Annotated in this window: 20 protein-coding genes; 16 read left to right on the forward strand and 4 right to left on the reverse strand. The window is 62.3% G+C overall.

Annotated features, from left to right (window positions below):
- Both JNB85_RS19930 and cobO read left to right on the forward strand, forming a co-directional pair.
- A partial coding sequence (locus JNB85_RS19930; protein WP_223216558.1) for a cobaltochelatase subunit CobN occupies positions 1 to 1737 on the forward strand: 1737 nt, incomplete at its 5' end.
- A complete protein-coding gene (gene cobO / locus JNB85_RS19935; RefSeq protein ID WP_220336041.1) occupies positions 1730 to 2362 on the forward strand; it encodes a cob(I)yrinic acid a,c-diamide adenosyltransferase in 633 nt (210 codons plus the stop codon). The genes JNB85_RS19930 and cobO, both read left to right, overlap by 8 nt.
- Positions 2363 to 2609: 247 nt before the next feature.
- On the opposite strand, the gene JNB85_RS19940 is transcribed toward cobO, so the two are convergent.
- Complete coding sequence (locus JNB85_RS19940) at positions 2610 to 3395, reverse strand: TSUP family transporter (RefSeq protein ID WP_220336042.1); 786 nt, start codon at positions 3393 to 3395, stop codon at positions 2610 to 2612.
- Between the two features lie 112 nt (positions 3396 to 3507).
- On the opposite strand from JNB85_RS19940, the gene JNB85_RS19945 reads away from it, so the two are divergent.
- From JNB85_RS19945 to cbiB, 6 genes are all read left to right on the forward strand, one after another.
- A complete protein-coding gene (locus JNB85_RS19945; protein WP_223216559.1) occupies positions 3508 to 3927 on the forward strand; it encodes a cobalamin biosynthesis protein in 420 nt (139 codons plus the stop codon).
- Positions 3928 to 4094: 167 nt separating this feature from the next.
- On the forward strand, positions 4095 to 5045 hold the full coding sequence (locus tag JNB85_RS19950; protein ID WP_220336043.1) for a nucleoside hydrolase: 951 nt from the start codon (positions 4095 to 4097) through the stop codon (positions 5043 to 5045).
- A 193-nt stretch (positions 5046 to 5238) separates the two neighbouring features.
- Complete coding sequence (cobA, locus tag JNB85_RS19955) at positions 5239 to 6087, forward strand: uroporphyrinogen-III C-methyltransferase (protein ID WP_220336044.1); 849 nt, start codon at positions 5239 to 5241, stop codon at positions 6085 to 6087.
- Complete coding sequence (locus JNB85_RS19960; RefSeq protein ID WP_220336045.1) at positions 6084 to 7391, forward strand: cobyrinic acid a,c-diamide synthase CobB; 1308 nt, start codon at positions 6084 to 6086, stop codon at positions 7389 to 7391. The genes cobA and JNB85_RS19960 overlap by 4 nt, the downstream gene beginning before the upstream one ends.
- Complete coding sequence (gene cobD, locus JNB85_RS19965; RefSeq protein WP_220336046.1) at positions 7388 to 8389, forward strand: threonine-phosphate decarboxylase CobD; 1002 nt, start codon at positions 7388 to 7390, stop codon at positions 8387 to 8389. Before JNB85_RS19960 ends, cobD begins: the two co-directional genes overlap by 4 nt.
- Positions 8386 to 9366 carry an adenosylcobinamide-phosphate synthase CbiB gene (cbiB, locus tag JNB85_RS19970; RefSeq protein ID WP_220336047.1) on the forward strand — a complete coding sequence of 327 codons (981 nt, stop codon included), beginning with the start codon at positions 8386 to 8388 and terminating at the stop codon, positions 9364 to 9366. The genes cobD and cbiB overlap by 4 nt, the downstream gene beginning before the upstream one ends.
- On the opposite strand, the gene JNB85_RS19975 is transcribed toward cbiB, so the two are convergent.
- Positions 9363 to 10529: an MFS transporter gene (locus JNB85_RS19975; protein ID WP_220336315.1), complete on the reverse strand. Its 1167-nt coding sequence runs from the start codon at positions 10527 to 10529 to the stop codon at positions 9363 to 9365. The two genes, cbiB and JNB85_RS19975, sit on opposite strands and share 4 nt — an antisense overlap.
- Positions 10530 to 10629: 100 nt before the next feature.
- Positions 10630 to 10929: a hypothetical protein gene (locus JNB85_RS19980; protein ID WP_220336048.1), complete on the reverse strand. Its 300-nt coding sequence runs from the start codon at positions 10927 to 10929 to the stop codon at positions 10630 to 10632.
- A 48-nt stretch (positions 10930 to 10977) separates the two neighbouring features.
- Between JNB85_RS19980 and JNB85_RS19985 the strand changes: the two genes are divergently transcribed.
- From JNB85_RS19985 to JNB85_RS20005, 5 genes are all read left to right on the forward strand, one after another.
- Positions 10978 to 11304: an ArsR/SmtB family transcription factor gene (locus tag JNB85_RS19985; RefSeq protein WP_220336049.1), complete on the forward strand. Its 327-nt coding sequence runs from the start codon at positions 10978 to 10980 to the stop codon at positions 11302 to 11304.
- Between the two features lies 1 nt (position 11305).
- Positions 11306 to 11761, forward strand: a complete 456-nt coding sequence (locus JNB85_RS19990; RefSeq protein ID WP_220336050.1) for an SRPBCC domain-containing protein — start codon at positions 11306 to 11308, stop codon at positions 11759 to 11761.
- A gap of 17 nt (positions 11762 to 11778) precedes the next feature.
- A complete protein-coding gene (locus tag JNB85_RS19995) occupies positions 11779 to 12687 on the forward strand; it encodes an agmatinase (RefSeq protein WP_220336051.1) in 909 nt (302 codons plus the stop codon).
- A 68-nt stretch (positions 12688 to 12755) separates the two neighbouring features.
- Positions 12756 to 14264 (forward strand): winged helix-turn-helix domain-containing tetratricopeptide repeat protein, encoded by a 1509-nt coding sequence (locus JNB85_RS20000; protein ID WP_220336052.1) that lies wholly within the window; start codon positions 12756 to 12758, stop codon positions 14262 to 14264.
- A gap of 134 nt (positions 14265 to 14398) precedes the next feature.
- Positions 14399 to 14827, forward strand: coding sequence for a L,D-transpeptidase (locus JNB85_RS20005; RefSeq protein ID WP_220336053.1), 429 nt, complete (start codon positions 14399 to 14401; stop codon positions 14825 to 14827).
- Positions 14828 to 14832: 5 nt separating this feature from the next.
- Here the strand turns inward: JNB85_RS20005 and JNB85_RS20010 are convergent, their stop codons facing one another.
- Complete coding sequence (locus JNB85_RS20010; protein ID WP_220336054.1) at positions 14833 to 15555, reverse strand: Crp/Fnr family transcriptional regulator; 723 nt, start codon at positions 15553 to 15555, stop codon at positions 14833 to 14835.
- A 396-nt stretch (positions 15556 to 15951) separates the two neighbouring features.
- Here JNB85_RS20010 and JNB85_RS20015 point away from each other — a divergent pair, with 396 nt between their 5' ends.
- The 3 genes from JNB85_RS20015 to JNB85_RS20025 all read left to right on the forward strand — a co-directional run bounded on the left by JNB85_RS20015 (position 15952) and on the right by JNB85_RS20025 (position 18045).
- Positions 15952 to 16230, forward strand: a complete 279-nt coding sequence (locus JNB85_RS20015; protein WP_007814022.1) for an acyl carrier protein — start codon at positions 15952 to 15954, stop codon at positions 16228 to 16230.
- A 114-nt stretch (positions 16231 to 16344) separates the two neighbouring features.
- The gene (locus JNB85_RS20020) at positions 16345 to 16839 is read left to right on the forward strand and encodes a 3-hydroxyacyl-ACP dehydratase FabZ family protein (protein ID WP_220336055.1); all 495 of its coding nucleotides are present in this window, start codon (positions 16345 to 16347) and stop codon (positions 16837 to 16839) included.
- Positions 16840 to 18045, forward strand: a complete 1206-nt coding sequence (locus tag JNB85_RS20025) for a beta-ketoacyl-ACP synthase (protein ID WP_220336056.1) — start codon at positions 16840 to 16842, stop codon at positions 18043 to 18045. It begins immediately after the preceding gene.
- Positions 18046 to 18049: the final 4 nt, after the last annotated feature.

Here is an 18049-nt window from a genome sequence, read left to right on the forward strand (position 1 = left end):
GTTGCGGGGGATGCGCTGGCTTTCCCCCTTCTCCCCCGCGGGGAGAAGATGTCCGTTAGGACAGATGAGGGGGCGAGCGACGTGCGGAGCGAGCGGCTGAGCGCAAGCGAGGCCGAGGGTGTGGCCCCCTCATCCGACCCTTCGGGCCACCTTCTCCCCGGTGGGGAGAAGGGGAGTCGCGCACTTCGGCCGTCTTTCGACCCTCTCGACTGCGAGATGGCCGCTCCTTGGACCGGCCCACGCCCAGCCATCCTCGCAGACATCCTCGACGTTCCATGGCGCACCAAAGGCGATACAGTCGAGCGCATTGAGCTGCTCGCCGCCAAGCTCGTTTCCGGCGAACTCACATGCCCACCCCCCTGGTCCCAAACCAGAGCCGTCCTCGACGAAATCGAAGCCCGTCTCAAACCATCCATCCTCGCCTGCGGTCCTGCCGAAATCACCAGCCTGCTCCGCGGCCTCGACGGCCGTTTCGTCCCGCCCGGCCCATCCGGCGCACCGACGCGCGGGCGGCCGGATGTCCTGCCGACGGGGCGGAATTTCTACTCGGTCGACAGCCGCGCCGTGCCGACGCCAGCGGCTTATGAACTCGGCAAGAAATCCGCCGAACTGCTGATCCGCCGTTATGTGCAGGATCAAGGCGAATGGCCTGTCTCCTTCGGGCTGACGGCCTGGGGCACGTCGAATATGCGCACCGGGGGCGACGATATCGCCCAGGCGCTGGCGCTGATCGGCGTCAAGCCGGTCTGGGACATGGCCTCGCGCCGCGTCACCGGCTACGAGATCATCCCGCCCGCTATGCTACGGCGGCCGCGCGTCGACGTGACGTTGCGGATTTCCGGTTTCTTCCGTGATGCCTTTCCCGAACAGATCGCGCTCTTCGACAAGGCGATCCGAGCCGTTGGCGCGCTGGACGAGGATGCCGTCGACAATCCGATCGCCGAGCGCATGCGCGGCGAGGCGGCGCGGCTTGCTGCTGCCGGGCTCGATCAAAAGGCCGCGGCAAAGCGAGCCGGCTATCGTATCTTCGGGTCCAAGCCCGGCGCCTATGGCGCCGGCTTGCAGGCGCTGATCGACGAGAAGGGCTGGGAGCGGCGCGCCGATCTCGCGGAAGCCTATCTCGTCTGGGGCGGTTATGCCTATGGCGCGGGCGAGGAGGGACAGGCCGAGCGCGGAATTTTCGAGGAGCGGCTGCGCTCCATCCAGGCGGTCGTGCAGAACCAGGACAATCGCGAGCACGACCTGCTCGACAGTGACGACTACTACCAGTTCGAAGGCGGCATGGCGGCGGCGGCGGAAGAGCTCGCCGGCGCGCGGCCGGCGATCTATCACAACGACCATTCGCGGCCGGAAAAGCCCGTAATCCGTTCGCTCGAAGAAGAGATCGGGCGGGTGGTGCGCGGACGTGTCGTCAATCCGAAATGGATCGAGGGCGTCATGCGCCACGGCTATAAGGGTGCTTTCGAGATATCAGCGACGGTCGATTATCTCTTTGCCTTTGCGGCGACGACAGGGGCTGTCGGCAACCATCATTTCGAAGCGGTCTATCAGGCGTTTGTCGCCGACCACAAGGTGCGCGATTTCATGGCCGAGAAGAACCCGGCCGCCCTTTCCGAGATGAAGGAGCGGCTCATGGAGGCGATGGAACGCAAGCTCTGGACGCCGCGCAGCAACTCAGCGCAATTCGATCTCAGTGAACATAACCAAACCAAGAAAAGAGCAGGCAGCCATGAGTGATGAGCCAGTAGAGACAGCCGAAAAGGACGACGCCCGCCACGCTGAGAAGATGGCTAAGAAGAAGGCCGCCCGCGACAAGATCATGGCAAAGAAGACGGACGAGAAGGGCCTGATCATCGTCCATACCGGCAAGGGCAAGGGCAAGTCTTCGGCTGCTTTCGGTATGATCTTCCGCCATATTGCCCACGGCAAGCCGTCTGCCGTCGTGCAGTTCATCAAGGGCGCGATGTGGACCGGCGAACGCGATCTCATCGAAAAGCATTTCTCCGACATCTGCCAGTTCCACACGATGGGTGAGGGCTTTACCTGGGAAACGCAGGATAGGGCACGTGATGTGGCGGCGGCGGGTGCGGCCTGGGAAAAGGCCAAGGAACTGATCCGCGACGAGCGTAATTCCATGGTGCTGCTCGACGAAATCAATATCGCACTGCGCTATGACTATCTCGATGTCAACGAGGTGGTGGCGTTCCTGAAAGCCGAGAAGCCACACATGACCCATGTCGTGCTGACCGGGCGCAACGCCAAGGAAGAGTTGGTCGAGATTGCCGATCTCGTCACGGAGATGGAGCTTGTCAAACATCCTTTCCGCTCCGGCATCAAGGGGCAGCCGGGCGTGGAGTTCTGATCCCGAGTTGGCCAGATGGCTTCTCCTTTTGATCGCCTGTCAATTCCAGGGCAGGGCGATCATCAGCGAAAGCGGTGCAGCCTATCAATTACGCCAGAGGTAATGGAAGCCGGGCCGGTCTGGATCAAGTTCAGGTCGAGGCCTGGTGATTTGACAGGCGTGAGGCGGGTCCGGAGATTCCCCGGAGGAGACACCCGCCGGGTGTATCGGCCAAGACGGTGCTGACCACGATTGATCAGATAAAGTTCTAAACCCTAAGCCAGACACGCAGCGGGTTTCCGGGATCGGCCAGAAGTTTGATCGCAAAGGCGATGCAGACGATGACGAGCAGCGGCTTGATGAGCCTTGCACCGACGCGCATGGCGAGCCGCGAGCCCAACTGTGCGCCGAGGAACTGGCAGGCGCCCATCAGAAGGCCGATCTTCCAGAGCGTCGCGCCGAAGCTTGCGAAGACGATGAGCGCGCCGAAATTCGAGCCGAGATTAAGAAGCTTGGTGTGTGCCGTCGCCTTCAGCATGCCGAAACCGGCAAGGGTGACGAAAGCCAGCATGAAGAAGGAGCCGGTGCCGGGGCCGAAGACGCCGTCGTAGAAGCCAATGAGCGGTACCAGCGTCAGGCCGAAGAGGAAGGGCGTCATCCGGCGGTGCGTGTCTGAATCGTTGAGGTTCGGCTTTACGGCGAAGAAGATGGCGATCGCGACCAGCAGCACCGGCATGATCGCCTGCAGCACCTGGCCGGGAACGAGTGTGGCAAGGGCTGCGCCGAGTGCACCGCCCATGACGGCCATCAGCGCCATCGGCAATTGGGCGGAAAGCCTCACATGGCCCTTGCGGGCATAGGCGATGGTTGCCGAGGCGGCGCCGAAAAGGGACTGCACCTTGTTGGTGCCGAGCGTCTGTAGCGGCGGAATGCCGGCGATCAGCATGGCGGGGACGGTGATCAGGCCGCCGCCGCCGGCAATGGAATCGACGAAACCGGCAAAGAAAGCAGCCGCGCAGAGCAGCAGAAGCAGATGGATGGCGATGTCAGGCAAGATGCTATTCCGGGAGAGGTATGCGGGGGCGGGGTCGGGTGGCCTTGTTGCATTTCCCGCCTTGAGCTGCAATGGCTCCGGCGACACGGCGGAGCGCAATCGGGTGACGGGAATGGGCCAAATCACCATTGATGAGACAAGGCGGCATGTGCTCGGGCTCGGTTGCGAGCGCGGGACCCCTGATAGCGAGGTGATGGCGCTTGCCGTCGAGGCGTTGAGGGCGGTCGGTATCAGCGGGGCTGAGCTTGCGGCTGTTGCCTCGATCGATAGCCGCGCGCAAGAGCCGGCGATCCTCGCCGTTGCTGCGCATTTTTCCGTGCCTGCCGTGTTCTTCGATGCGGCGCGGCTGGAGGAGGAGACGCCGCGGCTGAAAAATCCCTCCGAGATCGTCTTTGCCCGCGTCGGCTGCCATGGTGTTGCAGAAGCCGCTGCCCTTGCTGCGATCGGCGAGGCTGCGGAGCTGGTGCTCGGCAAGATCAAATCTCGGCATGCGACAGCCGCCGTCGCCCGCATCGGGTTGCGCAAAGCCTGACGGGCGTTATGGTGGCGGCATCTCGCGGCGCTGTCCGGCTGACAGCGATTCGAATCCGGAGCATCTTCGTTTTTTGAATCACGAATGTGCTCTATCTCTTTGTTTTCATGCCGTTCCGGGCGCAAAACCGCTGCAGGTTTTTGCTGGAATTGCTTTGGAGGATACATATGCACAAGGTCATTTATGACACGGATCCGGGCGTCGATGACGCAATGGCGCTTCTCTTCCTGCATCGCCATCCGGAGATCGACCTGATCGGCATCACCACGATCTTCGGCAATGCCTCGATCGAGACGACGACGCGCAATGCGCTGTTCCTGAAGCGGGAATGGAATATCGCAGCCCCCGTCGCCAAGGGCGCAAGCGTCACCATCGATCCCTCGCGCCACGAGCGTCCGTGGCCGACCATGGTGCATGGCGAGAACGGCCTCGGTGACATGCCGGTGCCTGATGTGATCGACCTGCCGGTCGATCCGCGCCCGGCGCATCGCTTCATCATCGAGACGGTGCGCGCCAATCCGGGCGAGGTGACGCTGGTGGCCGTCGGCCGCATGACGAATCTGGCGCTGGCACTGAAGGAAGACCCCGAGATCGCCGGCCTCGTGAAGGACGTCGTCATCATGGGCGGTAATTTCTATGTCCCGGGCAATGTCTCGCCGGTTGCCGAAGCCAATATTCATGGCGATCCGGAAGCGGCCGATATCGTGCTGACCGCGCCGTGGAAGGTCGTCGTCATCGGCCTCGACGTCACCGCGGTCACCACGATGAGCCGCAGCTATCTCGGCGACATGGCAGCCAAGGGCGACAAGGCGGTCAAGCAACTCGACGAGCTGTCTCAGTCCTATATCGACTTCTACAAGCACGCCGTTGAAGACGGCATGATGGTGCATGACAGCTGCGCCAGCGTCTATGTCGTGGCGCCGGAATTGTTCAAGACCATCACGGGGTCAGTGCGCGTCGTCTGTGGCGGCATTGCCGATGGCCAGACGGTTATCAAGCCGGATGGCCGTCGCTTCCCGCCGGGCGACTGGGACGGCCTGCCGAGCCAGATCGTTGCCACCGGCATCGAGTCGGAAAAGGTGATCGGTTTGATCCGCGAGACGCTTCTGCGGGTCTGATGGCTTCAACGGGCCGGCTGCGTATTTTGCGGTTGGCCCGTTTCTATTTTGGAGTCCAATCAATCGCTTGTCTGGATTTCTTTGGGAATTGATTCCGCTTCTTCCGGAGTCGATTCAACTCCGTTTCGTCAACTTGCAGTGCGCGACCTCTGATGCCGTTGACCTCGTCATCAGCCGGGCCTAGATCAGCGGGATGATTGATAGCGCATTCTCACATCTGCCTGCGTTGGAGCCGGGCAGTGTCTGGCTTGTTGGCGCCGGTCCGGGCGATCCGGGCCTGCTCACGTTGCTGGCTGCCAAGGGGCTCGCGGAAGCCGATGTGATCGTCCATGATGCGCTGGTCAACGAGGAATGCCTGAAGCTCGCACGAACAGGCGCGGAGCTCGAATATGCGGGAAAACGCGGCGGCAAGCCGTCTGCCAAGCAGCGGGATATTTCGCTTCGGCTGGTGGAATTGGCGCGGGCCGGAAAGCGCGTGCTGCGGCTGAAGGGTGGCGATCCCTTCGTCTTCGGGCGCGGTGGGGAAGAGGCGCTGACGCTGGTCGAGCACGATATTCCGTTCCGCATCGTGCCGGGTATCACCGCCGGGATCGGCGGGCTTGCCTATGCCGGCATTCCGGTGACCCATCGTGAAATCAACCATGCCGTGACCTTCCTCACCGGCCATGATTCTTCCGGCATCGTACCCGATGCGGTCAATTGGGAGGCGATCGGCAAGGGCTCGCCCGTCATCGTCATGTATATGGCGATGAAGCATATCGCCCAAATCAGCACCAATCTGATTGCCTCGGGCCGCTCGGCATCCGAACCCGTAGCTTTCGTCTGCAATGCGGCGACCGGCGACCAGCAGGTGCTGGAGACGACGCTTGGGCAAGCGCCGGAAGCCGTTGCCGCCTCCGGGCTGGAACCGCCGGCGATCGTCGTTGTCGGCGAGGTGGTGCGGCTGCGCGCCTCGCTCGACTGGCTGGGTGCTCTCGGCGGACGGCGGCTGCAGCCCGATCCCTTCAGACATGCCAACGGCCGAGGAAAGGAGACGGCATGAGCGGATTGCTGATCGCCGCACCATCCTCCGGTTCCGGCAAAACGACGGTCACGCTCGGGCTGCTGCGGGCGCTGCGCAATCGCGGCGTGGCCGTCGCACCCGGCAAGGCCGGCCCCGATTATATCGATCCGGCCTTCCATGCTGCGGCAAGCGGCGCGCTCTGCCTGAATTTCGATCCCTGGGGAATGCGGCCGGAGCTGATTTCCGCCAATGCGACGCTGCACCGCTCCGGCGACCGGGTATTATTGATCGAGGGCATGATGGGCCTGTTCGACGGGGCTGCGGACGGGCGCGGCACGGCAGCGGATCTTGCGGCCCAGCTCGGGCTTTCGGTCGTGCTGGTCGTCGATGCTTCGCGGCTGTCGCAATCGGTGGCGCCGCTCGTCAGCGGCTTTGCCGGTTTCCGCGCCGATGTACGCATCGCCGGCGTTATCCTCAACAAGGTCGGCAGCGATCGGCATGAGGCGATGCTGCGCCAGGCGCTGGAAGCGATCCGCATGCCCATCGTTGCCGTCATCCGCAAGGATGCGATGCTGGCGCTGCCGGAGCGGCATCTGGGGCTGGTACAGGCGGGAGAACATGGCGCGCTTGACGCGTTCATCGACTATGCGGCGAATGCCGTTTCCGAAGAGTGCAATTTTGAGTTCCTGATGCGCATCGCGCGTCAGGGCATGAACCGTCCATCGGCTGCCAATATTGCCCGGCTGATGCCCTTCGGCACGCACATTGCCGTCGCCCGCGATATCGCCTTTGCCTTCTGCTACGAGCACATGCTGCTCGGCTGGCGGCGGCGCGGGGCGGAGATTTCGTTCTTTTCGCCGCTGGCGGATGAGGCGCCGGCAGCGGATGCCGACGCGATCTATCTGCCGGGTGGCTATCCCGAGCTGCATGCGGGAAAGCTTGCGGCTTCGCAGAATTTCGCAGCCGGCATGAAGGCTGCGGCAGCGCGCGGCGTGCGCATCTATGGCGAATGCGGCGGCTACATGGTGCTTGGCGACGGGCTGATCGACGCGGCAGGCGAGCGCCATGAAATGCTCGGCCTGCTGCCGGTCGTCACCAGTTATGAGACGCGTAAGCGGCATCTCGGTTACCGGCGCGTGACGCCGCTTGCAGACGGCTTCTTCGACAGGCCGATGACGGCGCATGAATTCCACTATTCGACCATCGTCTCCGAAGGGGAGGCCGACCGGATGTTTGCCGCGCAGGATGCGCTCGGCAACGATCTCGGCCTGGCCGGATTGCGGCGCGGGCAGGTGGCCGGCTCCTACATGCATCTGATCGATCTTGCGGGAGCTGCCGCATGAGTGCGCCGATCGTGCATGGCGGCGGCATTACCGCGGCGGCGGCAAGCTTCGGCGGGCGGCCGGAGGATTGGCTGGATCTTTCAACCGGCATCAATCCCAATCCGGTGACGCTGCCGGATATCCCGGCGCGGGTGTGGCATCGGCTGCCGGACCGTCACCTGGTCGAGACGGCGCGATATGCTGCGCGCGACCACTATCGCAGCGGTGCGATCCTGCCGCTTCCGGTTCCCGGTACGCAATCGGTCATCCAGCTTCTGCCGCGGCTCGTTCAGCCGGGAAGGCGGGTGGCAATCCTGTCGCCGACCTATGGGGAATATGCGCGGGCTTTCAGCGTTGCGGGTTTTACGGTCGATACGGTCAGGGATATCGATGACATCGGTGCACGGCACGGGCTGGCAGTGGTCGTCAATCCGAACAATCCGGATGGCCGCATACACTCTTCCGACAAGCTGGAAGCGCTGCATGATCGGCTGAAGGCGACAGGCGGCTTTCTTGTTGTAGATGAGGCTTTCGGGGATACGAGCCCGGAGGCAAGCCTTGTGCCGCGTGCATCAGATCTTCCGAACCTGATCATCTTCCGTTCCTTCGGCAAGTTCTTCGGCCTTGCAGGACTCAGGCTCGGCTTTGCCATTGCACGGGGCGATATCCTCCAGCATTTCGAGGACTGGCTCGGTCCCTGGGCGGTGTCGGGGCCGGCGCTGTTTCTGGCGAGCTCGCTGTTGAATTCGGATGTCTCTGCCATTGCCCGCTCGATTGCCGAGCGCCAGGCAGGCCTGCATGCCGTGCTTGCCGGAGCCGGGCTTGCCGCTGCCGGCGGCACGCCGCTTTTCACCCTCGTTGCCGATGCGAAGGCCGGTGACATTTACACTGAACTCTGTCGCCATCATATTCTCGTCCGCCGGTTCGATTATGCGCCGGACTGGCTGCGCTTCGGCCTTGCGCCTGACGCTGCTGATGATGCACGACTCGCTGCGGCCCTTCGGAGCTTTGACCGATGAATTTGGATGAACATTCTCTCGTGCTGGTTCTGGCGCTGCTGCTTGACCGCATCATCGGCGATCCGCAATGGTTGTGGCTGCGCGTTCCGCATCCGGTCGCCATCTTCGGCAGGGCGATCGGCTATTTTGACCAGCATTTCAACCGCGACAGCCTGAGCAAGGCGCAGCGCCGGCAGAATGGCGTGGTGGCGATCCTCGTGCTCTCGGCGCTCGCCGTCGTCACCGGTCTGGTGCTGCACTGGTTCCTCATGCTTTTCGGCCCTGTCGGCATTCTGCTCGAAATCTTCTGCGTGGCGATTTTCCTGGCGCAAAAGAGCCTGTCGGATCATGTCGCTGCGGTTGCCACGGCATTGAAGGACGAAGGCCTTATCGGCGGTCGCAAGGCCGTGTCGCGCATTGTCGGGCGCGATCCGGAAACGCTGGATGAGCCGGGTGTCTGCCGTGCGGCGATCGAAAGCCTCGCCGAGAACTTCTCCGATGGCGTCGTGGCGCCAGCTCTCTGGTTTGCGATCTTCGGCCTGCCTGGCCTGTTTTTCTATAAGATGCTCAATACAGCGGATTCGATGATCGGTCATCGTTCGGAAAAATACGTCGATTTCGGCTGGGCCTCGGCACGGCTGGACGATATCGCCAACTGGCCGGCGGCGCGCCTTTCCATTCTGCTGATCGCCGTCGGCGCCGGCATCCGCCGCGGCACGACCGCCTTCCGTGATGCGTTCAAGGTCGGTATCCGCGACGGCAAGCTGCACCGCTCGCCGAATTCCGGCCGCCCGGAAGCGGCCATGGCCGGCGCGCTCGATCTCCAGCTTGCCGGCCCGCGCGTCTATTCGGGCGTTGTCGTGCGCGAACCGATGATCAACGGCACGGGCCGGGATGTGGCGACGGCAGGCGATGTCGAGGACGGGATTTCGGTCTTCCAGGCGAGTTGCATGGCCTTGACGCTGTTTGCCTTCGTGGCTTTCGTCTGCCTGCTCTAAGTCCGCCGTCTCGCCGTCATCAGCAAGCCCGCCAGGACACCGCTCAGCAGGCCGAGCGATAGCGGCAGGCCCTGATGCCCTATCAGCTGCATCGCCAGACCCGTAGCAGGCGAGCCTGCGATGCCGCCAATGCCCCAGACGAAGGCGAAGGCGGCGTTGCCGGTGATCAGGGCGGAACCAGTGAAACGCTCGCCGAGCTGGATCAGCGCGATGGTATAGATGCCGAACGAGACCCCGCCCCAGAGGAAAATCAGCGGCCAGATCAGCCAGGTATCGAAGACGGCAGGCAGGAGCAGGCAGCCGATCAGGTAAGCCAGGACGCAGAACAACAGTGTCCGCCGCGAGCCGAAGCGTTCGGCAGCGCGCCCGAGCACGACCTGCAGGGCGGCATTGCCTGTTATGAAACAGGTGATCAGCGAGGCGATGCGCTCCTCCGCGCTGCCGAGGGCGGCGCCGTAGACCGCGAATAGGGAGAGCAGGATCTGCTCGAAGGCGGCAGCAGTGAAGACCGCGAACAGCAGGAGCGGCGCCATTTTGAAGAAGCCACCGACCGATATTGCCTCGCCTTGATGCGGCATTTGAGGCAAGCGCCTGACGACAGCCAGGACGATCAGGCCGCAGGCAAGGAAAGCGGCGATGCCGATCAGGAAGGGCGGCCAGGCCCCGGTGCCGACAAGGCCGAGCGAGAGCGGGCCGATGGCAAAGCCGGCCGAAACGATCGAGGAATAGAGGCCCAGGATGCGGCCACGGCGCTCAGCAGGCGTGAGCGAGAGCAGCCAGGTCTCGCTGATCACGTAAAGCGGGTTGGCGAAGACGCCGAGCAGGAAGCGCAGCGGCATCCAAACCCAGACATCCTGTATCAAGGCAATTGCGGCGAGGGTGAGGGCAGCCAGCATCGAACACAAGATCGCCAGCCGCGCTGCGCCCACCTGCCGCGACAGAGCGGGAATGAACGGCGCCGAGACGATGAAGCCTGTTGGAGTCATCGCCGCCGACAGGCCGATCAGGCCCGATGCCGTGCCTTGCCGCTCAAGGATGAAACTCAGGAGCGGATAGGTGAGCCCCTGCGCCACCGCAAATACGGTGACGGTCGCGATAATGCCTGCCATCGCGGCCATGGGCATGCGGTCCTGCTGAGGGATTGGCGGTCTTTCGGCGGCCATGCCTGGCTGGAGATCCGATGTCATGGCAAGATGGCCTCACACGTGCCAGAAGAAGCTGGCGCTCTCTGCCCTAAGCTGCTGTTCCGTCAGGCCGAGGTCATCAATCAGAATGGATTTGATCTTCGACCTTCGCTTCCGCTCGCTGCGGATACGGATGCGCCAGAGCCAACGCGCGATCATGCTTCGCAAAGTGACAAGGCCCCGACGCCGGCGCAACGGCCTGCGATGCGAAGCGGATGCGAGAATGCAGCAATCGCTCATGATACCCTCCATAGGGTTTGAAGATCCTGAGACCTTCGACTTCTAACGAGCCGGGAGTCTGAAGGATGCGGCAGGCGCCGTAATTAAGCGCGTCCAAAAAGTTCTCAAAGATTTCCAAAGGCGCCGAAAAGTTATCCATCTGGCTACCTATATTGACAGGGAAGCCTTCCTGTGATCAGGTAGCCATATGGCTACGTATGAACCGAACCTGCCACGCATCTTTGGCGCTCTCTCCGATCCGACACGGCTCGCGGTCGTGGAAAGACTTGTGAAAGGCCCTGCGTCTGTCTCCGAGCTGTCCGATCCCTTTGATCTGGCGCGTCCTTCCTTTCTCAAGCATCTGCGGGTTCTCGAAGAGGCCGAGCTCGTAACATCGGTCAAATCGGGCAGAGTTCGAACCGTCAGTCTCGCGCCGGATGCGCTGGGCTGGGTCGAGGCGTGGGTGGGCGAGCATCGCCGGGCCTTGGAGGGCCGTCTCGATCGCTTGGAAACGTTTCTTGGTCAGGAGCAATGAGATGAAAAATCCAAAGCAAGTTCACGAAACGATAGTAATCGAACGCCTTTTGCCGAACTGCCGCGACCATGTCTGGTCTGCCTGGGCGCTGATCGAGAAGAAGAAAGCGTGGTTCGGCCAGGGCATGACCAAAATGGAGTTCCGGCCAGGCGGGGCCGAGCATCTGACGAATGTCTCGGATATGGGCACTCATACCAATGAAACCCGGTATTTCGAGATCGCGGACCGCGAGCGGATCGTATTCGCCTATTCGATGGCGCTGAATGGGAGAATTCACTCGGTGTCACTCGCCACCGTCGTCTTTGCGGACCACGGCGGCGGCACCCGGCTGACCTATACCGAACAGATGTGCGTCATTCCTCCGAGTGACGGCGCCGAAGGCCGCAAGCACGGATGGACGGCATTGCTGAAGTCGCTGGAGGAGTTTTTGGCCAGCGACACGATGATGTCAGCGTGATCCATCAGGACAAGGACATGACCGTCTCACCTTCCTTTCTCGGCCTTCCCGATCGCTTGGCCGGCTGTGCGCCGCAAGCGGTGCTCTTCTCGGCCGCTCACGGCAGCACCTATCCTGGCAAGGACAGCAGCGGTTATGCGCTCGCCGCACATGCCATTCGTGCCGCGAGCCAGGAGGATGCCGGTCTCATCGAGCACTGGGATTTCGATCTCGGCGGCCCGCTGTTTGCCGGCGGGCCGGTCTCGTGCGTCGATGCCGGCGAAATCGAGACCATCATGCATGACAATGCCGGCAACCGCGCCCGGATCGAGGCGAAGACGCGCGAAATCCTGGCGCTATCGGCCGTCCCGATCCTGCTCGGGGGCGATTGTTCCGTGACCTTTCCGTTCCTTGCCGGCTTTGCGGATCAAGGGCCGGTCTGGGTTCTGCAGATCGACGCCCATATCGACTGGCGCGACGAGTTGCATGGCGAGCGCTACGGCTATTCCAGTCCGATGCGTCGGGCGAGCGAGATGCCGCATGTCGCGGGTATGGTGCAAGTCGGCCTGCGTGGTGTCGGCAGCGCGCGTATCGCCGAGGTGGAAGCGGCGCAGCACTATGGCAGCCGCTTTGTCACTGCCCGCGAAATCCACACCGCCGGCATCGAAGCCGCTCTCCGGCATATTCCCGAGGGAGCACGGGTCGTCGTTACCCTCGATTGCGACAGCATCGATCCCGGCATCATGCCGGGCGTGGCGGCGCGTACCCCTGGCGGCCTCACTTATACGCAGGTGATCGACCTGATCGCCGGCCTTGGCAGGCGGGCGAGGATCGCAGGGTTCGACCTGGTCGAGTTTTATCCTCCCACCGATATCGACGGCCTGTCGGCGCTGACCGCTGCGCGCGTGCTCGTCAATGCGGTCGGCGCCGTCGTCCGGCAGGATTGAATGCCGAGATCGAATGGCATCAGTCAGAGCGGTTCCAACCTGGCATGAAAGCCCCTAGGATGCGCGCCATGCAGGGAGCGCGTTTTGCCTTTGGTCCATTCGTGCTCGATCCGGGGGCGGGAACGCTTCTGCGGAACGACGATCCCGTTGCCGTCGGGCACCGTGGGGTGAAGTTGCTTGCGGCGCTCGTCGAGCGGCCCGGCGAAATTCTGGCCAAGACCGAGCTGATGGACGCGGCGTGGCCGGGCATGGCGGTCGAGGAAGGCAATCTTACCGTCCAGATCGCGCAGCTGCGGAAGCTGCTGGGGCCGGCCGAGGATGGCAGTGAATGGATCTCTACGGTTCCGCGCATCGGCTATCGCTTTACCGGCGCTATAAAACAGCTCGGCAGCGGCAGGCGGAAAGCTTTGGCGCTGCCCGACAAACCCTCGATTGCCGTGCTGCCCTTTGTCACCGTCAGCGGCGATCCGGAGCAGGACGGTTTTGCGGATGGCCTGACCGAAGACCTGATCACTGATCTTTCCCGGAGCTCAGGCCTCTTCGTCATCGCCCGTAATTCGAGCTTTGCCTATAAGGGAAAGGCGATGGATGTGCGTGATATCGCCCAAGAGCTCGGCGTGCGCTATCTGCTCGACGGCAGTGCCAGACGGGCGGCCGGGCGGGTACGCATCAATGCCCGGCTCGTCGATGCCGAAAGCGGCGATCATCTCTGGGCAGAGCGTTTCGATCGCAGCGTTGAGGATATCTTTGCCGTTCAGGACGAGGTGACCGGCAAGATCGTCGAGGCGCTGCTCGGCCGGCTGCGTCCACCGCCGCCGCGCAATCGGCCCAAAAGCCTCGATGCCTATGATCTCTGCGTGCGGGCGCGCACGCTGATGGATGACGCGCCGCAAAGCGCGCGGGAAACGCAACTAATGCTGACGCGGGCGATTGCGCTCGATCCTGACTATGCCGAGGCGCATCGCTGGCTTGCGCTGAACCACTGGATGGGATGGGTGCATAGCGGCGGTCCGACCAAAGCCGATCGCGGCACTGCGCTGGAACTGGCGCGCAAGGCCGTCGCGCTCGATCCCAACGATGCCGGCTGCCGCTGGGTGCTCGCTTATCTGCTTACCTACGAGCGCAGCTTCGCGGAGGCGGATGCGGAGTTCGAAAAAGCCATCGAACTCGACCCGAACGAGGCCGATACCTGGGCGGCCATGTCTGATATCGCGGTGCTCTCTGGGCGGATCGACGAGGGTCTCGATCATATCGGCAAAGCGTTTCGGCTGAATCCGTTTCCGGCCAGCTGGTATTATCTGACGCTCGGCCAGGCGCAATATGCAGCCGGTGACTACGGGGCGGTCGTCGAGACGCTGCGCCGGGAGCAAACTTATCGCACGAGTTCACGCCGTTTCCTGGCGGCAGGCCTTGCCCAGCTCGGCCGGTTCGAAGAGGCCCGAGCAGAGGCGGAGCTGTTCCTCGTCGCAAATCCGCATTTCAGGATCAGCCACTGGGTCGCGATGGAGCCGTTCCGCGACACAGCGACACTTGCGCATTTCGTGGACGGCTATCGCAAGGCCGGGCTTCCCGAGTGACGCCAGTATCGCAACTGGCCCTGTCTCTTTAAAAATGTGATTACCATTCGAGTTAAAGCAAAAATAGGTAGTATTGTTCTAATCTCTTCTCCCGTTGGGCGTGAAAGCCTTTAGACTTCGGCAGAGGGGATACTATGAAGACGTTTTTTGCGGCTGCGACCGCAGTATTGTTGCTGCAGTTTTCTCCCACTGCAGCGCAGGCGGCGACCTTGGTTGCCAATATCAGCATCAGCAAGCAGACGATGACAGTTACCGAGAACGGCTGGGTAAAGTATCGCTGGAAGGTTTCGACGGCGCGCAAGGGTTATTCTACACCGACCGGTTCGTGGAGCGCCAAGTGGTTGTCGCGCGATCACCGATCGAAGAAATACGACAATGCGCCGATGCCGTTTGCCGTGTTCTTTAACGGCGGTTATGCCGTGCATGCCACGTTCGACCGCAAGCGGCTCGGTACGCCGGCCTCGCATGGCTGCGTACGCCTCGATCCCAATAATGCCGCGCAGTTCTTTTCGATGGCCCAGGAAAACGGCCTTGCCAATACCCGCGTCGTGATCACGCGGTAAGCAAATCAGGCGCTAACCAAGCGCTCCAGTTCGTCCATATCGGGAACGACGATATGACGATTGTTTTCGATGCGGATGACACCCTGCTTGCGCAGCTTCGTCATCTGGCGGCTGACGGTTTCGATCGTCAGCCCCAGGAAATCGGCAATCTCTGCGCGTGAGAGCGGCAGATCGAACGCCGTGCTGCTGGTTGTTTCCGGCTCTGCATGCGTGGCGATGAGATAGAGGAGGCTTGCGACTTTTTCCTGAGCCGTGCGACGGCCGAGTGTCAGCATCCAATCCCGCGCCGCGTCCAGCTCCTTCAGCGCCTGGGCATGCAGGTTGTGCCGCAGTTCCGGCGTATCCGCGATCATGCGGTCGAGCAGCCCGCGGGGGAAGACGCAGATTTCCGCCGGCGTGGCCGCTTCGGCCGACAGCGTGCTCTCGGGCACGAAGGGGCGGCCGATGAAATCGGGGGCGAATTGCAGGCCGACGATCTGCTGGCGCCCATCGGGCATCACCTTGCAGAGCTTCACCACGCCATCCATGATGTTTGAATAGGACGTGACTTCTTCGCCCTGCGCGACGATTTCGCGGCCGGCGTCGACCTTGCGGCGCGTCGAGTGCCTGCTGAGCTCGCGCAGTTGCGCAGCCGCCAGCGCCCCGCAGACCACGCCCTGGCGTGCCTCGCAGATGCGGCAGGTCGCCGGGATACCTATGTCAGGATCTTCACTGCGCGCGATGTCCACGTTCCGATGCCCCGATGCCCGATGCGACCATGTGCCTGCGTTTGAGTTACGCTTCGGCTCCAAAGTCATCTATCCCGATTTCTTGCGTCTGCATCTTGATGTTTATCAATTCCGACCTGATTCCGATTTGATTCAGATCAAAATTCCTTCCTGGCGGCTGTGCGTTGAGCGCATCGTCGACCGAAAGCTTTTGCCGTCACGGAGACCGGAAAAGTCTTTAGCCGGGTGGCTGCTCGCGCTTCGGTGCCCTTCTGCCCCAGGCCAAAGGGCGCCATTCCATTGCTGTTTAGGCAACACCTATGGGCCAAATTGCGCTGCAACCGGGACGAAAGCATTGGCTTTTGAAATGGATTTGCCTATGAGGAGGGGAATCTTCATTTCCAAGAGGTAGAGCGAGTGACCGCTACATTCGATAAAGTTGCCGACATCATTGCTGAAACCAGCGAGATCGACCGCGCAACGATCACGCCGGAAAGCCACACGATCGACGACCTCGGTATCGACAGCCTCGACTTCCTCGATATCGTTTTCGCCATCGACAAGGAATTCGGCATCAAGATTCCGCTTGAGAAGTGGACGCAGGAAGTCAACGAGGGCAAGGTTTCCACCGAGGAATATTTCGTGCTGAAGAACCTCTGCGCCAAGATCGACGAGTTGCGCGCCGCAAAGGCTTGAAGCAACATCACCGTGTTTTTTTCACGCCCTGCCGCCGTTGATATGGCGGCCGGGCGATTTTGTTCCTAAGTAGGCCTTCCGACGGGCTTTTGCGCGTCGCGCCGGAGAAGTCTGATGCTGCTGGAATATTTCCAGATGATTGATCGCGTCGAGGCGGTGGACCTTGAGAAGCGCACGCTCGTTGCGCGCTCGGTCGTGCCGGCCAAGAGCCCCGTTTTCGAAGGGCATTTTCCAGGCATGCCGCTCGTCCCTGGCGTGCTTCTCATCGAAACCATGGCGCAGGCATCAGGGATGCTGGTGCTTGCCGCCACCGATTTTACGTCCATGCCCTTCCTGATGTCGGTCGATGGCGCCAAGATGCGCACCTTCGTCGAGCCGGAAGCGGTGCTCGACATTGAGGCCTACCTCGAACATGACGGCTCCGGTTTTGCCGTCACCAAGGCAAAGATCACCAGCGGCGGCAAAAAGGTCTGCGATGCGCAGCTCAAGCTGCGCACCATGCCGTTCAGCGAAATTCCGCTCGGTGATATCGTGAAGAAACGTGCCGGCGAAGTGGGCCTGATGGACGCCATCGCCGTGCAGGGGGCGAAGGCCCAAGGGAGTGAATAGATGAGCAAGGCCGCCAATGACGTCGTCATCACTGGTGTCGGCATCGTAACCTGTCAGGGCGTCGGCAAGGATGCGCATATTGCGCTGCTGACCGCCGATGCCGCGCCCGCGGCCATTGTCGAAACCGAAAAATTCAGGCCTTATCCCGTCCATCCGTTGCCAGAGATCGACTGGTCGCAGCAGATCGCCAAGCGCGGCGACCAGCGCCAGATGGAAAACTGGCAGCGCATCGGCGTTTTCGCAGCCGGTCTGGCGCTCGACGATGCGGGCTTCAAGGACGACCTGGAAGCCTGTGGCACGATGGACATGATCGTGGCGGCCGGCGGCGGTGAACGCGACATAAATGTCGATACGCTGATCGTCGACGAGGGCCTGAAGCGCAACGACCGCGAGCTGCTGCTGAACGAGAAGCTGACGACCGAACTGCGCCCGACGCTTTTCCTGGCGCAGCTTTCCAACCTGCTCGCCGGCAATATTTCCATCGTGCACAAGGTCACCGGCTCCTCGCGCACCTTTATGGGCGAGGAAGCGTCCGGCGTTTCAGCTGTCGAGACGGCCTTCTGGCGCATCAAGTCGGGTGAATCCACCCATGCGCTCGTCGGCGGCGCCTTTGCGGCCGAACGCCAGGACATGATCCTCCTCACCGAAGCGATCGGCGCCAATACACGCGGCGAATGGGCGCCGCTCTGGTCGCGCTCCGGGCTCGAGGGGGGCGGCATGATCACCGGTTCTGCTGGCGCCTTCTTAGTGCTGGAATCGCGCAAGCATGCTGAAGAGCGCGGCGCGCATGTCTATGCGACAATCGGTGCCGTCGAGGGTGACCGCGGCAATCGCGCTGCCGGCAATTTCGAACTGCGCATGGAGCGGCTGCTGAAACCCGCTGCCGATCTGCCGGCCGAGAGCACGGCTATTTTCTCCGGCTCGACCGGCATGCATGAGCTTGCCGCCCGCGAAAAGGCAGTGCTTGAGCATCAGCTTCCGGGTGCTGCGATCCGCGGATTCGGCGGCGTTTCCGGCCACACGATCGAAGCGCAGTTCACGCTCGGCCTTGCGCTTGCAGCACTCGCCATCGACGCCAAGGCCAAGGTTCCGCCTTTTGATGCAGCGAACGAAGCGCCGATGAAGGCAGGCACGAAGGCGGCCGTCGTAACCACCGTCGGACATCAGCGCGGCGAAGGCGTCGCCGTTCTCTCGGCAGAAGCGTGAGGAG

Source organism: Rhizobium mesosinicum, assembly GCF_019511345.1.
Taxonomy (GTDB): Bacteria; Pseudomonadota; Alphaproteobacteria; order Rhizobiales; family Rhizobiaceae; genus Rhizobium; species Rhizobium mesosinicum.